Genomic DNA, 25,018 nt, shown 5'->3' with positions numbered 1-25,018 from the left:
AAGGAAAAAGCATGGACGGAACCCGTAGAAGCGAGATTCGCGCAGGCCTTCGCGTGGCTATTGTGCTCAAAGAACACCAGCGCACAGGAACACTTACCGAGGGTGTGGTGCAAAGCCTTTTGACCAACTCCCCCACCCATCCCCATGGCATCAAAGTGCGTTTGGTGGGTGGCGCTGTGGGGCGCGTAAAAAAGATTTTGGCCTAAAACATGGCTAAAATCGAAGCCGTAGGGGCAGTGCTTTACGACGAAGCAGGTAAGGTGCTCTTGGCAAAACGCCCCAAAGGCAAAGCCTTGGCTGATAAATGGGAGTTTCCTGGGGGCAAGATAGAGCTAGGTGAAACCCTAGAAGCCTGTGTCGTACGCGAAATCATGGAAGAGTTGGGTGCGCGCATCACGCCGCAGGTCTATTTGGGAAAACAGGTGTGGCCTTACGACCACGGCGAAGTGACCTTGCATTTGTACGCTTGTACGCTCAACACGGGTGAAAGTCTGCAACTTTTAGAGCACCAAGCCCTAGCGTGGGTGGAGCTTGAAGAAGTGCTTGGGATGGACACACCCGCCATCGTTGCGCCCTTTTTCGAGACCATCAAAGAGGTGATTTTGAGCCTTACATGTAAGACCCAATAGCCTCTAAAAACGCTTCTCCGTAGGCTTCGTATTTTTTCTCTCCCACGCCGCCTACTTCGAGTAACTCTTCTTTGGTTTGGGGTCTTGCTTCGGCCATGGCGTGCAAGGTTTTGTCGCTAAAAACAAGGTACGCAGGGATGCCTTTTTGTGTGGCAATGCCTGTGCGGGTTTGGCGCAAATGTTCAAACAGCCCTTCTCTTACATGTAAAGGTTTGGTGCGTTCTTTTTTAGGCGGCGTGAGGCGGTGTGCAGCGATGCTTAAAGTGGTCTCGCCCTTTAAAAGGCGTGCGCCCTCGTGGGTTAAAAAGAGTTCAAAATGTTCTCCAAGCCCCAACGTTTCCATCTCTAACAAACGGTCAACAATACTTAACCACTCTTTTTTGCTGTGTTCTTTCCCAATGCCAAACACACTGAGGGTGTCGTGGCCGTTTTGAGTGATTTTTTGGGTGCCACTGCCGCGCAAGATGTCGATGAGGTAGCCTTTGCCAAAGCGTTGGTGGGTGCGAATGATGGTCGAGAGAAATTGACGGGCTTGAGTGGTGATGTCGCGCTCTTCTACGGGTCCTGCCTTGCAGTTGTCGCACGCCTCGCCGCAAGGGTCAATGGTGTCGGAAAAATACCGCGCGATGCTTTGATGGCGACAGGTTTGTGCCGAGGCAAACCGCACCATGGCGTTGAGTTTTTGGTGCAAGAGCTGTTGGTGTGCCGTGTCTTGAACCTCCCCGATGCGCATGCGCGCCAAGAGGGCATCTTCTGCGCCATAGAGCAACAGCGCTTCGGCCCTTTCACCGTCTCTTCCCGCGCGTCCGATTTCTTGGTAGTAGTTTTCGAGGGTTTTGGGCAAGCTCATGTGTACCACAAAACGGATGTTACTCTTGTCGATACCCATCCCAAACGCGATGGTTGCTACCGTGATGTTTACGCGCTCAAAGACAAAATCTTCAAAGGCGCTCTCTCTGTCTTCTTTACTCATGCCTGCGTGGTAACACCCTGCGCGAAAGTCTTTGGCGCGCAGCTGGGCCGCGAGGGATTCACTTTGTTTGCGGCTTGAAACATAGATGATGCCACTCTCATGGGCGCGGGGTGCTAAAAAGGCCAAAAGAGCGTCGGTGCCTTTTTGGAGGCGGGGCTGGACGCTGATAAAAAGATTGGAGCGAAAGAGGTCGCCTTTGAGCACAAGGGGGTTGTGTAAGCGCAGTTGTCCTAGGATGTCTCGCTGGACCTCAGGGGTCGCCGTGGCGGTAAATGCGGCGATGGGAACGGTGGGAAATTGGGCTTTGAGCAAGGAGAGCGCGCGGTAATCTTCGCGAAATTCGTGTCCCCATTCGCTAATGCAGTGTGCCTCGTCGATGACAAAAAAGTTGATGAGAATGGAGGAGAGGACGTGTTGCATAAACGTGGTGTTGAGGCGTTCTGGCGAAAGGTAGACAAAAGAGAGCTCGCGCTTACGCATGGCGGCAATGGTGATGGCGTTTTCCTCGGCGTTTTGAGCGGAACTTAACATGGCTGCTTTTAGGCCGTTGGCGCGAAGGGCGCGCACTTGGTCTTGCATGAGGGCGATGAGGGGCGAGATGATGAGCGTCACACCCTCCATGAGAAGGCTAGGGAGCTGAAAGGCGAGAGATTTCCCCCCGCCCGTGGGCAGCACCATAAGCACATCCCGTTTGGCCAAGATGGCCTCAATGGCTTCGCGTTGCTTGGGCCTAAAGTGGCGGTGCCCAAATTCTTCTAAGAGCAGGGAGTCGATGGTATGGGTCATTTTTGATGGATGAGAATATCATCCTCGCACACTTCCAAAAGATCAAAGGCTAAGAAACTAAAATTGCCCGTGGTGTGCACGGCGATGAGGTCAGCTTTTAGGGTGTCGGCAAGTTCGACAAACGTCGCGGGGCTCACGCTTTCGTTGCGCACCATGCAACGCATGTTGGGGTAAGTGTCACTGAGGTGCTTGAAAAAGAGTTTTGCTCTGTCTTCTTCTTCGTTTTCAAATCCCATTTTAAAGGTTTCTGCTTCGTTTTGGTTAAAGCCGTACAAGCTAAGGCGGTTTTCAAAAGGAACGGTATACATGTAAACCACGCTAAAGTGTGCTTTGGGAAACAGTGCGACCATGTGTGCGATGTGCTCTTTGGATTCACCGCTTAAATCTGAGGGGATGAGTACATGGGTGTAAGGCACAGGCGTGTAGGATTTGAGCAATAAAGTTGGGACCCCCGCGGTTTTGACGATGGATTTGACATGAGAGCCTAGAAAAAATGTCTCCAACGCTCCTTTTTCGCCATTTTGCCCCATGACCACGAGGGTTACATTAAGCGCGGCAATGTGCTCTTTTAAAACGGTGTTAAAGGAGCCTAACGCACACACAAAGTGTTCTTTGGGGAAATGGGGAAATGCCAAAAGCAGTTGCCCGAGTAAGCTTTTTGCAATGGCTTCCATGTTGGCTTTGCCAGAAAAGAAAGAAGTTTCTACGATATGAAGCACGTACACAGGTTTGCCACCAGCCAAAGCAAGGGCGTGAGGTAGGGCTTCAAAACTTTTGGGTGAAAAGTCCATCAATACTAAGACAGAAGGGGATTTCATGGGGAACTCCTTGGGCTATAACCTTAGCGATTTGGCTCTAAAAGAGCGCTTAAAATGGCGGTAAAAAATTAAAAAGAAGATTCGGAGAGGTTGGATTTGATGGTTTCAAATTGGTGGATGTGCGTGAGGAAGAGTTCGGATAAAGCAGGGTCAAAGCCGCGCCCTTGTTCCTCGTGAAAAAGCTCTTGAATCTGTGCCAAAGACCAGGCTTTTTTGTACACACGGTCGTGCCCTAGTGCGTCGTACACGTCTGCGATAGCCGTAATGCGTCCAAAAATGTGGATTTCCTCACCCTTAAGGCCGCGCGGGTAGCCTTTGCCATCCCAGCGTTCGTGGTGTTCATGGGCGATGATGGCGGCCGCTTGGAGGATTTCACGCTTGGAATGTTTGAGCATTTCGTACCCTAGTGTTGGGTGGGTTTTGATAATCTCCCACTCTTCATCCTCTAGCGGACCAGGTTTAAGTAGTACAGAATCTGGAATGCCAACTTTGCCGATGTCGTGCATGGGACTGGCTTCTCTGAGCAGTTGCGCTTGTTTTTCATCGAGCCCATAAAGCTTGGCAAGGACGTAAGAATAATGGGCTACACGCTTTACATGTAAGCCTGTTTCTTTGCTGCGTTTTTCGCCGATAGCGCCCATGGTGTAGAGAATCTCTCTTTGGGTTTGGACGATTTCATCGACACTTTCTTGAAGGCGCGTTTCTAAGTCTTGGCGGTACATTTCTAACTCGGTAACATCGTGGCGGATGGCAATGAACTCTTCGATTTCTCCGTGTTCGTTAAGGATGGGGTTGATGAGGCTTTTGACGTAATAAGCCGTGCCGTCTTTTTTGCGGTTTTTGACCACGCCACCCCACGGACGTTTGGAGGTGATGGTCTGCCACATTTCTTCAAAGGCGAGGGCGGGCATGTCGGGATGGCGGATGATGTTGTGGGGTTTTCCCAGAAGTTCTTGGGCGCTGTATTGACTGATGGCGCAAAAGGCATCGTTGACGTAGGTGATGGTGCCCTCTGGATCGGTCTTGGAGACGATGGCGCTTCGGTCGATAGCTTCTTTGTATTCGCGCAATAACCCTTCGTGGCGTTTTGAATTTTTGATGAAGCCCAGTTTGCTGATGATTTTCTTGAATTTAAAGAAGAATTGGTCAGGATAAATGGAATAGGGTTTCATCGTTACTCTTTATAAACTAAAGTGTAGAAGGCTAAGGTGAAAGTGTAGCACGAATGACGTTAAAAATAAAGATAATATGACATTATTGTTTCAGATATTTTTTTAAGATTGATTTTATCTTCCCTTTTTGTGTCTACAATCTGCTGTGAACTGTAGTTATGATTACGATTTTCTTTATCCTCAAACGCCCTATTGATGGGCAGTTATCTGAGTCAAATGTTAAATTTTTAGAGTGTTAAGAGTGCTTAAAGTTTGCCTGTGTTAACATTCCGTTTAAGTAATGATACTGATTATCATGCCCCCCAAGGATGTTTATGGAACTGTTAAAAGACTACGTTGAATGGGCTGTTTTAGCCTTGTTGCTCCTCATGAGCTTTGTGTCGCTAAGTTTTGCCATCGAGCGGTTTTTTTACTACCGAAAAGTTGACCTGCGCCAGTTTAAGACGAAAAATGAGGCTGAGACCCAGCTTACCAACAACCTCGCTGCACTTTCCATTATTGGTTCAAATGCACCTTATGTGGGACTTTTGGGAACAGTTGGCGGGATTATGATTGTGTTTTATGACATGGGAACCCAATCTTCGGTTGATCCTGGCGTCATTGTCGTGGGCCTTTCGATGGCGTTAAAAGTCACTGCGGTGGGCTTGCTTGTGGCTATTCCAACCACGATGGTTTACAACATGTATTTGCGCAAAGCCGATACCTTGGTGGGGAAATGGGAAGATGAGGTCGCTTAAACGTCAAGACTCGATGAACGTTATTCCGTTCATCGATGTGTTGTTGGTGTTGTTGGCGATTGTCTTTGTGATTTCAAATTTTATTGCTCTTGGAAAGATTGACATTAACCTTCCTCAAGCGTCTGCTATGGAAGAGATTGAACATGTGAAGCGCACTATTACGATTAATGAACAAAAAGAGTTTTTCTTGGACGATGTGCCTATTTCTCGCGAAGAACTTATGGTTAAGATAGAGGCGTTTTCAAAAGAGGATGTGGTGACTATTATGTCTGACAAACTGGCGTATTATGAAGATTTTATTTACGTCATCGACATCTTAAAACAAAACAGTATTGATAAGATTTCTATGGTGGTCAAAAAGTGAAAAAGCACACGGACGGACCCAAAAAAATCGAATCAAAGGAAATCTTTGGCGAGCATTGCGTGGTAAAGATTGCCCACGAGGGCAATGTGTATGTACTGCGCATCACTAAAGACAACAAGCTGATTTTGACAAAGTAAGAAAGGAAGAGGAGATGACAAAGCGACTTGAACGAAGAAGTTTTATGGCATCGTTTGCGTTGCATGGGGCAGTATTTTTGGGGTATCTTGTGCTGATACAAACCCACCATATTCATGCCAACACTTCTGCTCCACAGACCATTAGCATGCAAATTAGTATGGTGGAGTATACAGAACCTGCTCCTATCGTGCATGAGTTTATCCCGCCTCCGCCTCCACCACCTCCAAAAGAAATCATCAAGCCCGTTGAGCCTCCCAAGCCCATCGTCAAAAAAGAGATTCCAAAACCCGTAGTAAAGCCTAAGCCAAAGCCCGTGGTCAAGGAAGCGCCGGTGATTCCTATGGAACCAGAAGTCGTGGAAGCGGCGCCACAATATGAAGCGGTAAAAGAGACATCAACTGAGGTTTTTAAAGAGGCCTCTCCCGCTCCAGCAGGTCCTCCTCTTGCCTCGTTGGCTTCCCCTGATGCTCCTTTGGTAGCAAGTTCGGCACAGCAGTTTGTTCAGACGAATTTCACCATCATCCGCGACATGGTACTGCGCAATTTGGTTTACCCAAACATCGCGCGTCGCATGGGGCAAACGGGAGTGGTGGAGATGACCTTGGTGATTGACAAGCAAGGCCACTTATTGGAATATTTTGTTTCCAAAAGCTCTGATTCAAGCGTGCTTGATAGTGCTGCTATGCGCGCAGTGGAGCGGGTGGCTAAGGCCAGTTTTCCCAAGCCAAAGACAACATCGACCATCATTCTCCCTATCGGTTTCCGACTGAATTAACCTTTTCTTCTTCTTGCGTCCAAAGACGGTATTTGCCCAGTCTTTGGACGCTTTGGCTCCTGTTGAAGCCTTTAGCGCACACCCTCTCTTCTCACTTTAAAAGCCATCCTTTGTTTCTGGCGACTAAACAGTTAAATTTTTGCTATTTAAGCACCAAAAAAGTTTTACTCGGTTATTATTCCGATAATAGTTATTAGAATAACTATTGAAATAGTAGCCAGCCATCACAACCCGTGTAGCCAGCCAAAGTGCAACAAAAGGAGAAAATATGCGTAAGCGAGTATTGCTTAGTGTTGGTGCGGCGGCGTTGTTAACCCTTCCCCCCGTGCTAAATGCAGATGCTTTTGTAACGTTGGAGACCATTATGCTCTCTGAGGAAGCGTTAACGGGCATCGGGGATGCGGCGGTGATTCAAAAAGAAGCACTCGAACGCACCCAAGCTAAAGAGATGAAAGATGTTTTTGCGGGTGAGCCTACCGTGAGTGTGGGTGGCGGGGCGCGCAATGCCCAGCGTATTTATTTGCGCGGGATTGAAGGGACGAACCTCAACATCACCATTGATGGAGCAAAGCAAGGGGGAAGCTTGTTTCAACACGGAGGCGATGCGGGTGGGATTGACCCGTATTTGCTAAAGCGGGTTGAAGTTTCGACCATTGCAGGTGCCGACCAAGGCAGTGGGGCGTTGGGGGGAAGTATCGCCTTTGAAACCGTAGATGCGCAGGATTTGCTCGAAAAAGGCAAAGAATTCGGCGCGGCATTGCGGGGTGGGTATTATGGTGCTTCCAAGGGAAAAAGTGGCGGGTTGAGCGTATTTGGAAAGCTAAACCCTTACGCAGGAATCTTACTGGATGTTTCGGGTGTTGACCAAAAAGACTACCGCACAGGTAGTGGAAACGACGCACCCAATACGGCCACAAAAGATGAGAACTACTTTTTAAAGTTTAGCTTTTTAGACTACAACGACCACAGCCTTAAACTCTCCGCTACCCGCAACCAAAACAAGGGAGATTACGTGTGGGCTGGAGCTACGGGTTCGGATGGAGGGGTGCCAAGCGCCACGCAAGATACGAGCAAGATCGAAAGCACACGCAAGACGTACACTTTTGATTACCGCTACAACCCCGCCACGCCATGGGTGGATCTTAAGACAAACCTTTACATCAATGAACGCATTTTGTACAACAAAACCAGTGACACAGAAGTAACCAGTAAAAACACAGGCGGCAATATCAAAAACGTCATGGCCTTTGAAACAGGCCCCTTGGCACACCTTTTTACGGTGGGCGGGGACTACAATGTCGAGGATGGTATCACAAAAAATGCCACCACCAACACGTCAAAAACCTTAGGCCTGTTTGCGCAAGGCAACACCAACATGGGACCAGTGATGGTGAACTACGGGGTGCGGTTTGATGATTACAGTGCAGGGTATGGGCCGCGCACGTTTAAGGGAAATGAATTTTCTCCCAATGCAGGCATTGAAGTGCAGGTGGTGGAGGGCTTAAGCGTGTTTACCAACTACAGTGAGTCTATTAAGATAGGTAGCATCATTCCCATCCAGTGGCTTTCCAATGTTGACAGCGGTACAACCTTTAACGGGTCAACCAATGGCACCATTAAGCCTGAAACCTCCAAACAAGTCGAAGGCGGGGTGAAGTACACCACCCGAGGTGTTTTTGCCCAAGAAGATAGCCTGAGCCTTGGCTTTAGTGTGTTTCGTACCACGATTTCTGACCTTGTAGAGCGCGTTGGTGGGGGTGGTGGGCCCGTGACGGCTATCATCAACAACCCGCTTGATGTGATTTCCAAAGGCTATGAAATCAAAGCCGTTTGGGAAAAAGAGGCGATAAGGACTTCGTTGGGATTCTTACATGTAAACACCGAAGATGAAAACGGTAACGCCATCATGAACACGCGCCGCAAGGCGGGTTCTATGGGCGACACGCTCGTGTGGGACACTTCGTGGAGCCCGACAAAAGTGTGGAGATTTGGCTACACGCTAACCTCCGTGAGCAAGTTTGATGATGTGGCTGCGGGCGAGGTTGTGCGGCCAAGTTACGTGTTGCACGATGTGCAAGTGCAGTACATGCCCCCAGCCATCAAAGGGCTAACGCTAAGCCTTGGGGTTAATAACCTTTTTGACAAAACGTACGTGGAACACACCTCTTTAGAGGGCGGGGATGATTCGTTGCGTGAGGAAGCGGGACGAGATATCCGCGCTTCGTTTAGATATACATTTTAACTAAAGGAAAAAGATGAAAAAAGTTATTATCGCGTTGGCGGTTTGTGTAGGGGTGGCGTTGCCAGCATTGGCACACCAGTTGTGGTTGGAGCGTGATGGGGATGTGGTGAAGGAGTACTTTGGGCATTGGCCAAACTTTAAGGAAAACAGCGATGGCAAGCGCCTAGAAGCCATCAAAGGCACCGTGGTGGTGCCAAAGGGAGTGCACAGCAAGACCGAGCGTCAGTTTGACCACAATGTCTTACATGTAAGCAAAGCGGGCGATATTGGTGTGGTGGAAGCCATGGAACCGCGCAAAGGAAAATTGGTGGAGTTTATCGTGCGCACCATCTTCTTGGCGCGCCACGGGCGTAGTGAGAGTGTTAATTTACTCGCCCTTGACCTTGTACCAACAGCGCCTAACGCCAACACGTTTATCCTGATGCTAGAGGGCGAACCCTTGCCCGCAACGCCCATAAAAGTCACTTCACCCACTTCGTGGAGCAAAACCTTCCGCAGTGATTTGGAAGGAAAAGTGACCATCGAGAGCCCGTGGAAGGGTGATTATGTGGCAGAAGTTAACTACACCGACAAAACCAAAGGCGAGGTTGAGGGAAAGCCTTATGAGCACACTAACTACATCATGACGCTATTTTTTAATGTCAAAGAAGGCGCCCCATTGCCTGATGTTTCACAATAATGGCGTTTCTTCCCTTCTAAATATCGCTTTACATGTAAGGAATTTCCTTACATGTAAAGCCCCTGCACTTTGAGTGTGTCAATAAAAATTTGTTATCAGATGATTAAGATACGCGTATTATAATCCATACAATAAAATCTACAAAAAGAGTTAAAATGCTACATCGATTTTGGTTTCAGATACATTGGTTATTGGGTCTTGTTGTGGGCTTTGTGCTTGTAATTGTGAGCTTGAGTGGCGCGGTACTAAGCTATGAAAAAGAGATTTTGTACGCTATGAACAAAAGCACTTATACGGTTGAGGTTCCTCAGGAGGCAAAAAAACTCCCCCTAGACCACCTTTTGGCACAGGTGCAAAAAGAGCTAAAAACAACCATTACCGCGGTTACGCTCTCTAGCAATGCCAACGCTTCTTTGAGTGTCACAGTACCAGGAGAGGGGGCCAATGCTAGGCGTGGGGTAACGCACTACATTAACCCTTACACCGGAGAAATCTTGCCGCAGATTCAAGGTGGGGACTTTTTTATGTTTATGCATGATTTGCACCGTCGGCTGACTTATGGGAGCGTGGGCAAACAGATTGTGGGAGCTTCGTCACTCATGTTGCTTGTGCTTGTTTTTTCAGGCATTTACCTCTACTGGCCGCGCATTCGCCGAAGTTTTGGAAAATCACTCACGTTTAATTTTAAAAGCAAAGGACGGTATTTTCTTTACAGTATGCATTCAGCCCTAGGCATGTGGGTCACGCTTTTGTATGTGCTTGCAGTCTTGACGGGGTTGTATTGGTCGTACGATTGGTACCGTGGGGCGCTACACACCATGACCAACACACCGATGCAAATGGGCCACGGACACAATAAAGGGATGGGTCAAGGCGCTAAAACCGGAGAAAGCCAAGAAGCCACAAGACGGGGTCAAGGCGGTGGTCAAAGCGCCAAAGCGCCAGTAGAAATCTCCTATGGGCCTGTGGCGCAAGCTTGGACACTTTTTGATACCTTTGTGGAGCGCCCTTATGAGAGTGCTTCACTGCGCATCCCTACTTCAGGGAGCACGTACAGTTTTAATTACCTTGACGCTAATCCTGCCCACCCGCGTGCTAGAAATCAACTAAGCCTAAACCTTAGCACCCAACAGCTCCTCTCCCATGAGCGCTACGAAGACAAAGCGTTAAATGAGCGACTGATGAATAGCATGCTTCCTTTGCACAGCGGGGAGTACTTTGGAGAGATTGGGCGAGCACTGATGTTTGTGGCGTGTTTGCTCATGCTATTGTTCTTTGTAACAGGGGTGATGCTCTACATCGAACGCTTCAAACGTGAAGGAAAAAAGAAACGCAGGCAAAACGCCTAAAAGGTTCCATATCCCACAAAAAAAGCAATATTAAGACACGCCGTTTGGATAGCGCCGTTTTGCGAAGGACAGCGTTTGATGTAGGTGTTGATTTTTTTGCCATTTTTGTGGGTTTGTTTTGGAAAGTTGAAATTCATATAACCCAAGATATTTTTCCCGTTGGAGTGGTGTATGAACTCCACCGTCTCATCTCCATCGACGCGCGTTACGATACCAACGTGCGTGATGTTTTTTACGCCAGCGACCTTGCTTTTTGCCTGATGCTGTTCGGTGTTTTCAAAAAAGACCAAATCTCCAACATGGGGCAATCTATCGTTATACGCAACGCCTTTTTTCTGCATCAGATTGTACATCGCACGTGATTTTCGGCCATTATCGAAACTCTCACTGAGTTCCTTGTCATTGTAAAAAGGACGACCTGAGCGGATGTTGATAAGATTGACAAAACCTGAGCAATCACGGCCATCGCGCTTTCCTAGATACATCATCGCATTTTCAACAATGGTTTCACGTATGGAGCGTTCAGGAGTAGGAGGCAAAACTAAGTCCTCTTTATCTTGCTTGGGCAAGAGCTCTTGGACTGGACTCTCGCTCGTGTAAATTTTAGGCTCAAGCCGTGCCTCTTCGACCGCAACAAGAGCGGCTTCCCCTTGGTTGATGGCGCATCCACAGAGCAATAATATCGCCAAACCTAGCGCAAGGTACTTCATCTGTTACTTCCCTAAGTACTAAAATAAGTAGCCACTAAAGGCCGGCTGAAAACAAGGTTTCACTTTCATTTTGTCCCCTAAAAAAACTGTATGATTTTAGTCACTTTTCCTTAAATCTCAAGGACAAAAATGCCCGTTTGAGCACAATGGCTTACATGTAAGCAAAGCTGGTGACATTGCTGTGATTAAAACCGTGAAACCGCAAAGAAGGGTGGTAGCAAAAGTGTGTTATGAAGGCAAAGCCAAAGAAGGGATTAAGGATGCCCTTGGGGTAGATTTACTGCATCATGAGGGAGGATTTTTTCATCAAAGAGTGGAAGCAGATAGATTTTTGCACAATAGCACTACAGCGGCAATTTTAGAAGAACGGTCGCAAGTAAATCCTCTTAATATCCCAAAACTAGCTCTTTTTCTAGAAAAAGTTGATAATTGTACTCAATATAATTAAATGTTAAGTAAACATTAACTACTATTCGAGATTCTTTATCAATTACCTCTTAGCCAGCCAGCGCTTTTTTTCGCCAGTAGCCAGCCAAAAAATCTTACTATTTTAAGGAGTTAGGCCATGGTTCAAAAAAAGCATGCCATTGCAGTAGCGGCAGCCGTTGCTATTTTAGGGAATCCCCTTTTAGCAAGCGAATCAACGGTAAAGTTGTCAGAAGTGACAGTAACGAGTGCGGCAGGATTTGAGCAAAAAATCACCGATGCACCCGCGAGCATTACGGTTATCACCGCGCAAGAACTTGAGGAAAAACGCTATTCCAACCTTGCCCAAGCCCTTGAAGACGTCGAAGGGGTGGATGTTGGTTCAACAGTAGGCAAAACAGGCGGAAGGGACATTCGGATTCGGGGGATGGACAGCAGTTATACGTTGATTCTCATCGACGGAAAAAGACAAAACACGACAAGCAGTACCACGCCAAATGGTTTTGGTGAAACATCCACAAGTTTCATGCCTCCCCTTTCTGCGATTGAGCGCATAGAGGTCATTAAGGGTCCTATGAGTACGCTTTATGGCAGTGACGCGATGGGCGGGGTGATTAACATCATCACCAAAAAAGTCTCCAACGAATGGACAGGCTCTGTTACGCTTGACCAGACGATTCAGTCTGACAGGGATTTTGGCGGAACGCAAAATGGGAGTATCTACTTAAGCGGACCAGTTATTAAAGACTTATTGGGTGTGCAACTTCGCGGAAGTTTGTTGCGTCGAGAGGCTTCTGACCTCGAAGCAAGCGGAGATGCTTCAAACGCTGTAACCATCAGTAAGCGTGGCCCGAGTCCAGTAAAATCCGAAGTTTCTAACGTGGGTGCAAAACTCACATTAACCCCCCATGAAGCTCATGATATTTCCCTTGATGTTGATGTAACAAAGCAAAAATACGACAACAAAGACGGGCAAATAGGGACGCTGGGCGCAACGGGAGGGTACGAAAAAGAACTCCAATTTAACAAAGAACAACTCTCACTTTCCCATGAGGGTAGGTATGATTTTGGAAAATGGGAAACAAGTGTTACAAATACAAAAACTGAAAAAGTTGGACGACTCATAGTCGCCACAGGCACAAGCAAAGATGGCACCCCACGCACCATAGAAAATACGAACCTGGTGATAGATTCAAAGGTGGTTATGCCTCTTGGATCGCACATGCTGTCCGTGGGTGGGCAGTATATTGATGCAAAAATGGAAGACGGGATTGCGTCAGAAAAGTTCAAGCAAGACACCCAGTCAATTTTTGCTGAAAACGAATGGATGATTTTAGATAATCTTGCCTTAACCGTGGGCGCGCGCTACGATGACCACAGTGCCTTTGGTGGGAATACGAGCCCAAGGGCGTATTTGGTGTGGACGGCGACGGAAAACTTAACCTTTAAAGGTGGCGTTGCCACGGGCTATAAAACGCCTGGGCTTGATGAGTTGCATGATGGTCTCACGGGCTTAACCGGACAAGGAACAAACCCGACAATCGGTACCCCTTCGTTAAAGCCTGAAAAGAGTATTTCTAAAGAAATTGCGGCCTATTATGATACGCACAGGGGCGCAAACTTCAACATTACGTTGTTTCAAAATGATTTTGAAGACAAGATTACCACCGGAGACCCCATCGCAAACTGCGAATATACGGGCTACACTTCAGGACCGTGCTACAGTCTAGGAAGCGGTTCTTTTACCAACATCGAAAGCTTTCGCCAAAGTACCAACGTGGACAAAGCAGAAACCTATGGCGTGGAAGCTGGGGCTGGATTTGACTTGCCGTACAACTTTAACTTAAGGGTAAACTACACCTATACCGACAGCAAGGCGTACGATAGTGATGGCAAAAAGACAGGAAAACTCAACGCTGTGCCAGAACACATGGCAAACGCAAACCTCTCCTACACCCACTCAAATGCTTTGAAATTTTGGCTTAAAAGTGAATATCGCGGGAAGCGAGCAAGGTTTACGGGTAACTACGACAGCTTAAGCGCTGCTAATAAGCTCATTTACGACCAAGTGGGGAAAAACTACGCCCAGTACATGCTTTTCCACCTTGGTGCTTCTTATAAAATCGCTAGCAATGTAACACTTAATGCCACGATTTACAATCTTTTTGACGAAGATTTTCTCAAGTATGAGAAATACACAAACGCCAACGGAGATACTGCCTATGCCCAAAAGCACAATATTTTCGAAGAGCCTCGAAGATTTTGGCTTAGTGTGAACGCTACCTTCTAAACTACCGCTTTACATGTAAGGATTTTTCCTTACATGTAAAGCATTCAACTAAAGATTACACTTATCATTATCAGATTGTTAAGGTGGGTGTTTTACAATCCCCGCAAGAAAAATCATAAAAAGGCAAAAAATGAAAAAACTATTAAGCGCGGTCTGTGCCGCATCGTTGGGGTTGAGTTCGTTGATGGCTCATGCCCTTTGGGTAGAAAAAGAGGGCGATGCTACTAAGGTATTTTTTGGAGACTGGGACAAAGACTCCAAAGAGTTAACAGGCAAGCGTCTGGACAACATCAAAGCAGAAACCGTATTGCCCCAAGGTGTTGGGACGGAAGCTTCACGGGAATACGACCATATTTTTATCCAAACCAAGCACGCGGGAGATGTCGCCGTGGTTGAACCTATCGCTCCACGTAAAAGCCGCCTTGTTGATACTGTTGGCCGAACCCTTTACATGGGAAGAGCAGGGCGCAGTGAGAGTAAAGTGCTTCTGCCTTTAGACCTTGTACCAGTAGCGCCACATAGCAATGAATTTACTGTTATGTTAGAAGGAGAGCCGCTTCCAAGAGCCTCTGTGACCTTGTGGGGCCCACCAAAATGGAGCATTGCCTTGCGCAGTGATGATGCAGGCAAAGTGACCTTTAAAACCCCGTGGAGAGGCGACTACTTGGCCCAAGTGCGCCATGTGGATGAAACCAAGGGCGAGGTTGATGGTGTGGCGTACGACCAAACAACTTACGCCATGAGCTTAAATTTTTCAGTGGATAAGGGTATCGGCTGGGGAAATACCAGTGATGATTGCGCAAAACAGTAGCATTGGGAGCGGCCATGTTTAGTAGGTTGTGGTTTAAAGTTCATTGGATTCTTGGTCTTGGGGCAGGGTTGGTGCTTGTGATTGTGGCGCTAAGTGGCGCGGCACTGACTTACGAGAAAGAGATTTTGCACGCAATAAATAAGAACACCTATACCGTCGACGTTTCCCAGCAGGCAAAAAAACTTCCCCTCGACCGCCTTTTGGCGCAAGTGCAAGAGGAGCTTAAAAAGCCCATCAGTGCAGTGGCGCTTTCTAGTGACCCAAGGGCTTCTATGAGTGTCACAGTGCCAGGAGAGGGTGCCAATGCCAGGCGCGGAGTGACCCATTACATCAACCCCTATACGGGGGAAATATTGCCGCAGATTCAAGGCCGTGCCTTTTTTGTTTTTATGCAAGACTTGCACCGTCGGCTCACTTATGGAAATGTAGGCAAGCAGATTGTGGGAGCGTCTTCTCTCATCCTGCTTGTGCTTGTCTTCTCAGGCATTTACCTTTACTGGCCGCGCATTAGGCGAAGCTTTGGAAAATCGCTCACCTTTAGCCTCAAAAGCAAAGGGCGTTATTTGCTCTACAGTATGCACTCGGCTGTTGGCATGTGGGTCACGCTTTTGTATGTGTTGGCTGTCTTGACGGGATTGTATTGGTCGTACGATTGGTACCGTGCGGGTCTTCATACTCTAAGTGGGGTTCCTTTGCCGGTGCGTCAAGGTCCACCACGAGAGACACAACAAGCCTCTCAAAGCCAAGAAAATGGGGGACAAGTGCGTCTTGAGCAAGCACGTCCTGAGCGTGAAGCTCAGGCGCCGCGAGACCAAGAACGTGGTGCTCAACGTGCCTTAGGGCAAGAGCAAATGCCTCAGCGTACTCAAGCGCGCGGGCAAGGGGGAGGACGTGGTGCAAACGCGCCACAAGCACAGGAGGTTTCGTACGGGTCTGTGGCTCAGGCTTGGACGCTTTTTGAAGCGTTTTTGGGGCAGTGTTATGAGAGTGCTTCACTGCGTATCCCTACTTCAGGGAGCACATACAGTTTTAATTACCTTGAGGCCAATCCTGCCCATTCAAGGGCGAGAAGTCAGTTGGAATTGGACTTAAACACGTGGCAACTGCTCTCCCATGATCGCTACGAAGACAGGCCGCTAAACGTGCGCCTCATGCGCAGCATGCTACCCCTGCACAGTGGGGAGTATTTTGGAGAGATTGGGCGAGCACTGATGTTTGTGGCATGTTTGCTCATGTTATTGTTCTTTGTAACAGGGGTGATGCTCTACATCGAACGCTTCAAACGTGAAGGAAAAAAGAAACGCAGACAAAACGCCTAGAGAAGGGTCTCTTCTCTAGGTTGTTAAAAAACCATTAACCCAGTGTCCTCATAATGTTGCACGCAAAATGAGGGCATTGGGTTAATGCATTTAAAGACTTTACATGTAAAGGTGATGAAAAAAGATGAAACGGTTGTTTGTAACGGTTGTCGTATTGGGTGTTTTAGGAGGAGGGGGGTATGTGGGATACCTACAGTACCAAAAAGGTCAAAATCCTGCACCCGTGCAAGTACATGTAAAAGCCTTCGTGGATGATATCGAAGATGTGGTGACAGCCACAGGTGCTGTTGAGCCCCATGAAACGGTTGACGTGGGCGCGCAGGTTTCGGGACAGGTGATGGAAATCTTAGTGGAAGTGGGGAGTAAGGTAGAAGAGGGGCAGCTTTTGGCGACCATCGATGCGACCGTGTACGAAGCCAAAGTAGATGGCACCCGCGCCCAATTAAGATACCAAAAAGCTCAAATGGAAGACAAAATAGCCCAAGCAGCCCTTGCTAAGATTGTTTATGAACGCCAACAGCGTTTATACGCGCAAAACGTCGCCACCTTGGAAAGTTTGCAAAATGCGGAGCTTAGCTACACTTCGGCTAGGGCGCAAGTGAAGATGCTTGAAGCGCAGATAGAGCAAAACGAGTCCACCTTGCGTGCTGAAGAGGCCAACCTCCAATACACGCGCATTTACGCACCTGTTAGTGGAACAGTGGTTTCTGTGAGTGCGAAAAAAGGCCAAACCCTCAACGCCAACCAGTCAACGCCAACCATCCTAACCATCGCCGATTTGGCCACGATGACGGTGCGCGCGGAAGTATCTGAAGCGGATGTGATGCATCTTAAAAAAGGGATGGGAGTCTATTTTAAAACCTTAGGCAGTCAAAAACGCTGGAATGGCACACTGGAAATGGTTGAACCCACACCCACCATCACCAATAATGTGGTTCTTTACAACGCCTTGTTTAACGTGGACAACAGCGCAGGGGAACTCATGACCTCCATGACGGTGCAAGTGTTTTTCATCAAAGCGCGGGCGCGCAATGGGGTGTTGGTGCCTCTTTCAGCCTTGCATACACTCCCTGCCAATGCCCAAGGCGTTCAACCTCCCCAAGCTCCTAGCACAAGAGAGGAGGGCGCACGCCAACCTCGTGGAGAAGGGCAAGAAAGACGACGTCCTTCGCGAGAAAATCAAACCCAAAGTGTTCCTAAAGAAGCCTTGGTAAAAGTTGTTTTAGAAAAAGGAGCCATCGAAGAGCGTGTGGTGCACGTGGGTGTGACAAACCGCATCTATGCACAAATCCTCTCCGGTGTCAAAGAGGGAGAAACCCTAGTAACATCCAATGTTGCTAGAACGACAAGCACTAACCGCACAAACAATGCAGGCCCTGGAGGAATGAACCAACCTGCCCCTCAAAGGATGCCTTAATGCAAGAACGCGCAACGCCACTTATTGCATTGGTTGATATCACGCGCTCTTATGGGGAAAAAGAAGCTGCGGTGCAAGTGCTAAAAGGGCTTAATCTCACTATCTATTCAGGTGAGTTTGTGGCTATCGTGGGAGCATCGGGTTCGGGTAAATCTACCCTGATGAATATTTTGGGTTGTTTAGATAGACCCACTTCGGGAAAATACGTTTTTAAAGGCACCGATGTTTCAAGGCTAGATGCCGATGGGCTTGCCCGTTTGCGCCGTGAGTCTTTTGGGTTTGTCTTTCAAAGCTACAACCTTATCCATTCGCTTAATGCCAGTCAAAACGTCGAAATGCCTGCCGTGTACGCAGGGGCTAGTCTTGAGGCACGCCAAGAACGCGCTGGAGAATTGTTGCGTTATTTGGGGCTTGAGGAGCGTCTTTCTTACCACCCCAACCAGCTCTCAGGCGGCCAACAACAGCGCGTTTCTATTGCCAGAGCGCTTATGAACGGCGGGCAGATTATTTTAGCCGATGAACCCACGGGTGCGCTAGATAGTAAAAGCGGTGAAGACGTCATGAAGCTGCTCATTGAGCTGTGGCAAGCGGGGCATACGCTCATTCTCATTACCCACTCCAAAGAAGTAGCAAGCCACGCAAACCGTGTGATAGAGATTAAAGATGGGGAGATTATCGCAGATACTACCCGCGACCAAACGCGCAAAGAGAGCACCTTTAAAACCCCGACCCCTTCTAAAAGCACCCTTTTTTTTGAGTTGGCTGAGGCGATGAAATCCTCGTTGCGTGCTTTAAGGATGAACATTTTTCGCACCATCTTGACCCTGCTTGGCATCGTCATTGGGGTGGCGTCGGTCATCGTGATGCTAGCTATTGGTGATGGGGCAAAAAAAGAGGTGGTGGACCGCATCAGTTCCATGGGAACCAACTTGTTGGTGATTCGCCCAGGTGGGCCAAACACAAGGGGGTTTGCCAACATTGCCACACTCGTACCTGAAGACATGAAAGCCATCAATGACATGGAAAATATTTTAGGCACAATGCCTGAATCCAGACGCAACACAACAGTGCGATACGGTAGCAATGATGCTCAGACTCCCATTAATGGCACCTCTTATGCAATGCCACTCATTCGCAATTGGCCAGTGGCACATGGGACATTCTTTAGCGAAGAAGATGAAGAAAACCTTGCCAAGGTGGTCATTCTTGGTCAAACAGTAGCCTCTTCCCTTTTTGGGCAAAACGACCCTTTGGGAGAGTTTGTACTGGTGGGAAATATCTTGTTTCAAGTCATTGATGTTATGTCTGAACGGGGTGCTTCAGCCATGGGCGAGGATGAGGATGATGTGGTGTTTATGCCTTACACTACGGCAAGTTTACATATTTTAGGATACCGCTACTTGCGCAACATCACCGTAGCAGTGGAGGATGTAAAACGCATCGATGAAACCCAAAAAGAGATTGAGACCCTGCTCATTACCCGTCACGGGGTGGAAGATTTTCGCATCCGTAACATGGCTTCGCTCATCGAAGATGTGAGCCAAACCCAAAATACTTTAACGATTTTACTGGGGTCTATCGCGGGGATTTCCTTGCTCGTGGGCGGCATTGGGGTCATGAACATCATGTTGGTGAGTGTCACGGAGCGTACCAAAGAGATAGGCATCCGCATGGCCAATGGCGCAAGGATGCGCAACATCATGCAACAGTTTCTCATCGAAGCCATCGTGGTTTCGGCCCTTGGAGGGTTTATCGGGGTCTTTTTTGGTCTAGTGATAACGGGGGCCATGAACCACTTTGGCGTGGCGGTAGTGTATTCGGTGTGGCCGGTGGCTTTAGCCTTTGGGTGTTCGTTTTTAACGGGTCTTGTGTTTGGGTATTTGCCCGCCAAAAAAGCAGCCAAGCTTGACCCTGTGGTTGCCTTGGCGTCAGAATAGAGGAAACAGATGAAATACGTTGGATTAGCAATAGGAGTAGGAATAGTCCTTGGAGGGTGTAGCATAAGCGAGCAATCCTTACAGCCAAGAGAGGTGTTGCCTGAGGCTTATAAGGCGCAAGTAGAACAAGCACATGCCCAAGTCAATCCCCAGTGGTGGAAAACCTTTAACATTGAAGCCTTGGATGCATTGGTGGAAGAGGCACTGGCCAATAACCGCGACATTTTGATAGCCCAAGAGCGGTTGCGCCAAGCCCGCACCCAGATACGCATTGCCGAAGCAAATGCCCTTCCAAGTGCAAGTTTTTCAGCCAATACCTCTTCTTCGGAGTCAAGACGCACGGGAGAATCGTGGTCTAACAGTGAGTCTTCACGCCTCTCTTTGGGGGTGAATTATGAACTTGACTTGTGGGGAAAGATTGCGGCGCAAACGCGCATGGCGAAGAGTTCGTACGCGGCAAGTGTGTATGACCTTGAAGCTTCTAGGCTTTCGCTGAGTGCTAGCGTGGTGAGTTATTACCTTCAGCTTTGTGCCCTAGAGCGACGCATCGCATTGGCGGAAGAGAACCTTAGCGTAGCCAAAAAGCTTTTAGAAATCGTGCAACACAAAGAGCTTGAGGGGTTGGCAACACTTATGGACGTTAACCGCCAAAAATCCACCCTTTTGCAAAACCAATCGAGCCTTTTGTCTTTGCAAAACCAAGCCGAACAAACGGCCAATGCCTTGGCGTTGATTTTGGGTAAGCCAGTACAAGAATTGGCGGTGTCTGTGGTCTCTTTTGATGCCATTGCACCGCTAGAAGTGGGTGCAGGGCTTCCCTCAACCCTACTCACGAGACGGCCAGATATCGCCGCGGCGATGATGCGGCTCCAAAATGCACAAGATGCCATCCATGTGGCGCACGCGGCGCGTTTTCCAAGCTTTAGCCTCACGGGAAGTGCGGGGCTTGCTTCTGGGGCACTGCTCTCTCTTTCTAATCCCCTTACCACCACACTCTCAGGTGCCTTAGGGCTAAGTTACACCCTTTTTGATGGCGGAAAATTAGAAGAAGCCCTTGAGGCGGCCCGCTCCAAAGGGGACGAGACAGCACTTGATGTGGAAAAAACCATCTTAACCGCGCTAAAAGAGGTGGAGGATGCGTTGCTAGAGCGTGCTTTAAGTGCCAAACAGTTGAGTTTACAAGAAGAGATTTTGAGCCTTGAAAAAGTAACCTTGGCCCAATCTACGCTGCGTTATCAAGAAGGAGTGAGCGATTATGCTACCCTTTTAGACGCCCAGCGCTCTTTTTACCAAGCCCAAGACCAGCGGGCAACCCAGTTGCTTTCTTTGCTTAATGCGACCGTGACACTGCACAAAGTCTTAGGAGGTGGATGGGCACAATAGCCCATCCGTTTGGGTTGCTAGGCAAGCCAACTGACGAATTTAACCTGCATTAAAGGCAAGTTTATATACGATACTGATTATCAAAACCTTATAAATTTTCCCTTAAAATGACACAAAGAATGCCGCATCCATGACACAATACTACCAAGAGTTGTTTTGCTACATTAAACACAAAATCCCCAACAAAGACAATGCCCAAGAGATTGTGCAAGAGTCTTATGCACGGGCTATTTCGGTGGGGCATCACGAGCGCATCGACAATCCAAGGGCGCTTTTATACCGTATTGCAAAAAATATCATCATCGACAGGGTGCGAAAGCATGCTGGCGTTCAAGAGGTGCCCTATGAAGAGGATGCGCATGTTTCCATTGCCCACGAACCTGAAACGCTTCTTCTTGCGCAAGACCGCCAAATGGTGCTAATGCAAGCCCTAAGAACCCTGCCAAAGATGCGCAAAGAAGTCTTTGTGTTGCATGTTTTAGAAGGGTACAAAAGAGAAGAAGTGGCAAACATGATGGGTATTTCACTCAACGCGGTAGAAAAGCATCTCTCTCGCGCAAGCAGTGACCTTCGGGATAAAATTCAACAAGAAGACGGTACGTTATGACACAAGAGATTCAACAGCAGGCGAGCCGTTTTGCGGCAATGGAGCGCGAAGGACATGTGTTAGAAAATGAGGCCGCCTTTAAGATATGGATAGAAGCGGACGTGCGCCACAAAAAGGCTTTTGAGGCGGAGAAAGCGTTAGTTGACGCGGTGCGAGGGCTTCCTGAAGCGTTTTTGGAAGAGCTTAAACACGAAGTGCGCCAAAGCAGAGCCCCAAGGCCGGCGAATAAACCTTTAGCACGTCGCTTGGTCGCTCCTCTTGTGGCGGCCTGTTTGGTTTTGGTGGCGAGTGTGGCTTTTTTTGTCGACATTGCCACCTTTTCACACACGTATTTAGCAGGAGGGAAAGTGGCTCCTGCCATTGTTTTGCCTGATAGTACCACGGTGGCTTTGGACGCGGGGACGCAGATGGAAGTGGCGTATTATGAGACCAAGCGCACGGTGCGGCTTTCGCGCGGAAAGGCCATTTTTGACGTGACTTCTTCCTCTGAAAAACCCTTTGTCATCATCATGCAAGGGGCGCAAGTGCGGGTGCTTGGGACAAAATTTGAACTGGTGAATCAGGATGATTTTCTTCTGGTGAGTGTGTTGGAGGGCAGGGTGGAGGTGCTTGGAAAAACAAAAGCACTCGCCGTTGTGGAGCAAGGCCAAAGCCTTTGCCTTGACCACCATGCGCAACAGACACGGTTGCAAACCATTGACGTGGGCCATGTGGCACGATGGGATAAAGGGAAATACACCTTTACCCAAGCGAGCCTAGGAGAGGTCTTTGGCGAATTTTCAAAACACTTGGACATAGAGGTTGTATTTGAAAAACCCACTGCCGCTTCTTTGCCCATTAGCGGCAACTTTGACGTGGCGCGCTTTGAAGATTTTTTACATGTATTGCCACTGATTCACCCCGTTAGGGTTGAAAGAAATGCCCAAACGGTACACATCAAACAAGCTTCTTTAAAAAAATAACCAAAAAAGCATTTTCCCTGTCAGGAATCTGCTTTTTTTTCGTCTTCTTCTAAAGAGATTCATTCTCAAAATCATTACACTACAGAAAAGGACAAAACATGGGTTTGTTAAAAAAGTCACTCATGAGTGCAAGCGTGGCAGTGCTGCTTGCAGGAAATGTGTACGCAGGGGAAGCCTACACCATCACCACAACCTCACTGGGCGAAGCCATCAAACAGCTCTCGGAAGCCTCCAAGATGCCCTACATTGTGGATGGCACGATTTTACAAGGAAAACAAGCCAACCCTATTAACGAGGTAGAAACCCTCGAAGAAGCCTTTAAACGTTTGCTTGAGGGCACAGGGCTAGAGGCCATCATCCAAAACGACACCATCGTCATCCGTCGTGACCCTGCGCAAGTCTCTACCCTTGAAGGAATTTCCATCTCCGGAAGAGTAGTGAGTGTTCCGACAGAAACGACTCAATCCTACACGGCTAAAAACACCAATACAGCGACGCGATTGGATTTATCCATCAAGGAAACCCCTCAATCGGTAGTGGTGGTTACCCAGCAGCAAATCGAAGACCAAAAGCTAGAAACCATTACCGATGCCATTAAGAGCATCACAGGAGTGAGTACAAAGACTTTTGACAGCGAACGTCAAGGATATTCTGCGCGTGGGTTTGATATCGATAATTACCAGATTGATGGCGTCTCCACCACGTGGGAAGCAGGCTGGAGTGGGGGAGAGACGAGCCAAGATTTGGCTATGTATGACCGCGTAGAAGTCATTCGCGGATCCAATGGTCTCATTAGTGGCGCGGGAAATCCTTCGGCGGCGATTAATATGGTGCGTAAACATGCTACAAGCCGTGAGTTTAAAGGGAGTATCGAAGGAGAAGTGGGGCGTTGGGATAAATATGGCGCGACAGTTGATATCCAGTCTCCTGTAAATGAAGACAAAACCATCCGTGCGCGCGTGGTGGGAAAATACCAAGAGCGTGATTCTTATATTGATTTTTACGAAAACAAACGCACCTTATTTTATGGGGTTGTGGACGTGGATGTAACGGATGATACCCTGTTTTCCGCGGGATTTAGTTACCAAGAAAATGACCCAACTTCAAGCATGTGGGGCGGATTGCCTTCATGGCATAGCGATGGCTCGAAAACCAATCTGAGCCGTTCTTCTACCACAGCACCCAAGTGGAGTGCATGGGGTAGCGAAGTGCAGACCTATTTTTCATCACTAGAGCACTATTTTGCAAACAATATCAAGGTGTATAGTGCCTACTCCCACAGTAAAAATACTGTGGATGCAAAATTGTTTTACATGTTTGGAGAGTTAGATAAAAGCACAGGTTTGGGATTGAGCGGGTATGCGGGGTGGTATGATGTAACCAGAGAGCAAGACAACGTGGATATTTACACTTCCATCCCCTTTGAATTCGGAGGCAGAGAGCACGAACTTGTCGCAGGTATGATGTATAACGAACAAACCCTTAAGGCCTATTCACGCTTTGCGACGAGCGCTATGGATCCTGTTGGTAATTTTTACGCGTGGGACGGTTCCTATGCAGAACCCACATGGGGAGACAGTAGCCTTTCAACCAAGGGAAAAACAAAACAACTTGGTGGCTATGCGGCGGGTAAGTTTTCACTCACAGAGCGCTTGAAATTGATAGCAGGAACGCGCGTAAGTAATTGGAAAACAAATGTTTATTCGTACGGCAGTACGTACTCTTATGACCACTCCAACGTTATTACGCCTTATGCGGGAGTTGTGTACGATGTGGATGCGAACCATGCGGTGTATGCAAGCTATACGGAGATTTTTCAACCCCAAAACTATCGCAACAAATCAGGAGGTTACCTTGATCCTATCGAGGGGAAAAACTATGAAACAGGTGTCAAAGGGGAGTATTTTGATGGCAAGCTTAATGCCACTTTGTCGGTATTTCGTATAGAACAAGACAACGTCGCGCAACCTGATGGACTAAATGTTGTTCCAGGAACACCTGACCAAGCCTATTATGGCGCTTCTGGTACGGTGAGTAAAGGGTATGAAATCGACATCAATGGAGAAATTACTGAAGGGTGGAGAGTGAGCCTTGGATGGTCACAGTTTGAAGCTAAAGATGCAGATGATGCCAAAGTTAATACGAGCCATCCGCGAAAAATTGCCAAAATCTACTCAACGTACACGTTTGGCAAATTTACCTTAGGTGGCGGCGTAAACTGGGAGAGCACGACCTATGCCGATGCAACCAATCCCATAACGGGCACTCCTGAGAAAATCTCTCAAAGTGCATACGCACTTGTGAATCTCATGGGGCGTTACCAAGCGTCTAAAGACCTTTCCTTTCAAGTAAACGTTAATAACCTCTTTGACGAAAAATATTACAGCAATGTAGGATTCTACAGTCAAGTCTCCTATGGCGAGCCACTTAATGTGATGGCTTCGGTTAAATACACCTTCTAACCCAATGATAAAGAGGCCCTTTTTGGGTCTCT

The 25,018-nt window shown here is 48.0% G+C and carries 23 protein-coding genes; 19 read left to right on the top strand and 4 right to left on the bottom strand.

The window, feature by feature from the left end; translation table 11 throughout:
- The first annotated feature begins 11 nt into the window (after positions 1-11).
- On the top strand, positions 12-206 hold the full coding sequence (locus AC5SLM_RS02590; RefSeq protein WP_495249364.1) for a YwbE family protein: 195 nt from the start codon (positions 12-14) through the stop codon (positions 204-206).
- A 3-nt stretch (positions 207-209) separates the two neighbouring features.
- Positions 210-629 carry a (deoxy)nucleoside triphosphate pyrophosphohydrolase gene (locus AC5SLM_RS02585; RefSeq protein WP_495249363.1) on the top strand — a complete coding sequence of 140 codons (420 nt, stop codon included), beginning with the start codon at positions 210-212 and terminating at the stop codon, positions 627-629.
- On the opposite strand, the gene recQ is transcribed toward AC5SLM_RS02585, so the two are convergent.
- From recQ to AC5SLM_RS02570, 3 genes are all read right to left on the bottom strand, one after another.
- Entirely contained in the window at positions 610-2,388 is a 1,779-nt protein-coding gene (recQ, locus tag AC5SLM_RS02580) for a DNA helicase RecQ (RefSeq protein WP_495249362.1), read from the bottom strand. The genes AC5SLM_RS02585 and recQ overlap by 20 nt on opposite strands.
- Positions 2,385-3,206, bottom strand: a complete 822-nt coding sequence (locus tag AC5SLM_RS02575) for a universal stress protein (RefSeq protein ID WP_495249361.1) — start codon at positions 3,204-3,206, stop codon at positions 2,385-2,387. Before AC5SLM_RS02575 ends, recQ begins: the two co-directional genes overlap by 4 nt.
- Positions 3,207-3,274: 68 nt before the next feature.
- Positions 3,275-4,378 carry an HD domain-containing phosphohydrolase gene (locus tag AC5SLM_RS02570; RefSeq protein ID WP_495249360.1) on the bottom strand — a complete coding sequence of 368 codons (1,104 nt, stop codon included), beginning with the start codon at positions 4,376-4,378 and terminating at the stop codon, positions 3,275-3,277.
- A 314-nt stretch (positions 4,379-4,692) separates the two neighbouring features.
- Here AC5SLM_RS02570 and exbB point away from each other — a divergent pair, with 314 nt between their 5' ends.
- The 7 genes from exbB (at position 4,693) to AC5SLM_RS02535 (ending at position 10,662) form a co-directional block, all read left to right on the top strand.
- Positions 4,693-5,115 (top strand): TonB-system energizer ExbB, encoded by a 423-nt coding sequence (exbB, locus tag AC5SLM_RS02565; RefSeq protein ID WP_495249359.1) that lies wholly within the window; start codon positions 4,693-4,695, stop codon positions 5,113-5,115.
- Positions 5,102-5,479, top strand: coding sequence for a biopolymer transporter ExbD (locus AC5SLM_RS02560; protein WP_495249358.1), 378 nt, complete (start codon positions 5,102-5,104; stop codon positions 5,477-5,479). The genes exbB and AC5SLM_RS02560 overlap by 14 nt, the downstream gene beginning before the upstream one ends.
- The gene (gene hemP / locus AC5SLM_RS02555) at positions 5,476-5,616 is read left to right on the top strand and encodes a hemin uptake protein HemP (RefSeq protein WP_495249357.1); all 141 of its coding nucleotides are present in this window, start codon (positions 5,476-5,478) and stop codon (positions 5,614-5,616) included. The genes AC5SLM_RS02560 and hemP overlap by 4 nt, the downstream gene beginning before the upstream one ends.
- 14 nt (positions 5,617-5,630) lie before the next feature.
- Positions 5,631-6,392 carry an energy transducer TonB gene (locus AC5SLM_RS02550; RefSeq protein WP_495249356.1) on the top strand — a complete coding sequence of 254 codons (762 nt, stop codon included), beginning with the start codon at positions 5,631-5,633 and terminating at the stop codon, positions 6,390-6,392.
- 268 nt (positions 6,393-6,660) lie between these two features.
- Complete coding sequence (locus tag AC5SLM_RS02545; RefSeq protein WP_495249355.1) at positions 6,661-8,634, top strand: TonB-dependent receptor domain-containing protein; 1,974 nt, start codon at positions 6,661-6,663, stop codon at positions 8,632-8,634.
- Between the two features lie 13 nt (positions 8,635-8,647).
- Positions 8,648-9,313 carry a DUF4198 domain-containing protein gene (locus AC5SLM_RS02540; protein WP_495249354.1) on the top strand — a complete coding sequence of 222 codons (666 nt, stop codon included), beginning with the start codon at positions 8,648-8,650 and terminating at the stop codon, positions 9,311-9,313.
- A gap of 155 nt (positions 9,314-9,468) precedes the next feature.
- Positions 9,469-10,662 (top strand): PepSY-associated TM helix domain-containing protein, encoded by a 1,194-nt coding sequence (locus AC5SLM_RS02535; protein WP_495249353.1) that lies wholly within the window; start codon positions 9,469-9,471, stop codon positions 10,660-10,662.
- Here AC5SLM_RS02535 and AC5SLM_RS02530 read toward each other — a convergent pair.
- A complete protein-coding gene (locus AC5SLM_RS02530; RefSeq protein ID WP_495249352.1) occupies positions 10,659-11,372 on the bottom strand; it encodes a C40 family peptidase in 714 nt (237 codons plus the stop codon). The two genes, AC5SLM_RS02535 and AC5SLM_RS02530, sit on opposite strands and share 4 nt — an antisense overlap.
- A gap of 181 nt (positions 11,373-11,553) precedes the next feature.
- On the opposite strand from AC5SLM_RS02530, the gene AC5SLM_RS02525 reads away from it, so the two are divergent.
- From AC5SLM_RS02525 to fhuE, 10 genes are all read left to right on the top strand, one after another.
- On the top strand, positions 11,554-11,820 hold the full coding sequence (locus AC5SLM_RS02525) for a hypothetical protein (protein ID WP_495249351.1): 267 nt from the start codon (positions 11,554-11,556) through the stop codon (positions 11,818-11,820).
- Between the two features lie 117 nt (positions 11,821-11,937).
- Positions 11,938-14,088: a TonB-dependent receptor domain-containing protein gene (locus AC5SLM_RS02520; protein WP_495249350.1), complete on the top strand. Its 2,151-nt coding sequence runs from the start codon at positions 11,938-11,940 to the stop codon at positions 14,086-14,088.
- 130 nt (positions 14,089-14,218) lie between these two features.
- On the top strand, positions 14,219-14,899 hold the full coding sequence (locus tag AC5SLM_RS02515; protein ID WP_495249349.1) for a DUF4198 domain-containing protein: 681 nt from the start codon (positions 14,219-14,221) through the stop codon (positions 14,897-14,899).
- 14 nt (positions 14,900-14,913) lie between these two features.
- Complete coding sequence (locus AC5SLM_RS02510) at positions 14,914-16,218, top strand: PepSY-associated TM helix domain-containing protein (RefSeq protein ID WP_495249348.1); 1,305 nt, start codon at positions 14,914-14,916, stop codon at positions 16,216-16,218.
- A gap of 124 nt (positions 16,219-16,342) precedes the next feature.
- Complete coding sequence (locus tag AC5SLM_RS02505; RefSeq protein ID WP_495249347.1) at positions 16,343-17,635, top strand: efflux RND transporter periplasmic adaptor subunit; 1,293 nt, start codon at positions 16,343-16,345, stop codon at positions 17,633-17,635.
- A complete protein-coding gene (locus AC5SLM_RS02500) occupies positions 17,635-19,572 on the top strand; it encodes a MacB family efflux pump subunit (protein WP_495249346.1) in 1,938 nt (645 codons plus the stop codon). Before AC5SLM_RS02505 ends, AC5SLM_RS02500 begins: the two co-directional genes overlap by 1 nt.
- A gap of 9 nt (positions 19,573-19,581) precedes the next feature.
- Positions 19,582-20,955, top strand: a complete 1,374-nt coding sequence (locus AC5SLM_RS02495; protein ID WP_495249345.1) for an efflux transporter outer membrane subunit — start codon at positions 19,582-19,584, stop codon at positions 20,953-20,955.
- 130 nt (positions 20,956-21,085) lie between these two features.
- Positions 21,086-21,562: an RNA polymerase sigma factor gene (locus AC5SLM_RS02490; RefSeq protein WP_495249344.1), complete on the top strand. Its 477-nt coding sequence runs from the start codon at positions 21,086-21,088 to the stop codon at positions 21,560-21,562.
- The gene (locus AC5SLM_RS02485; protein ID WP_495249343.1) at positions 21,559-22,524 is read left to right on the top strand and encodes a FecR family protein; all 966 of its coding nucleotides are present in this window, start codon (positions 21,559-21,561) and stop codon (positions 22,522-22,524) included. Before AC5SLM_RS02490 ends, AC5SLM_RS02485 begins: the two co-directional genes overlap by 4 nt.
- Before the next feature lie 98 nt (positions 22,525-22,622).
- The gene (gene fhuE / locus AC5SLM_RS02480; RefSeq protein ID WP_495249342.1) at positions 22,623-24,986 is read left to right on the top strand and encodes a ferric-rhodotorulic acid/ferric-coprogen receptor FhuE; all 2,364 of its coding nucleotides are present in this window, start codon (positions 22,623-22,625) and stop codon (positions 24,984-24,986) included.
- Positions 24,987-25,018 lie beyond the last annotated feature (32 nt).

It is taken from the genome of Sulfurospirillum sp. HTRB-L1 (assembly GCF_059415125.1).
This window is presented reverse-complemented; position numbering and strand designations above follow the sequence as displayed.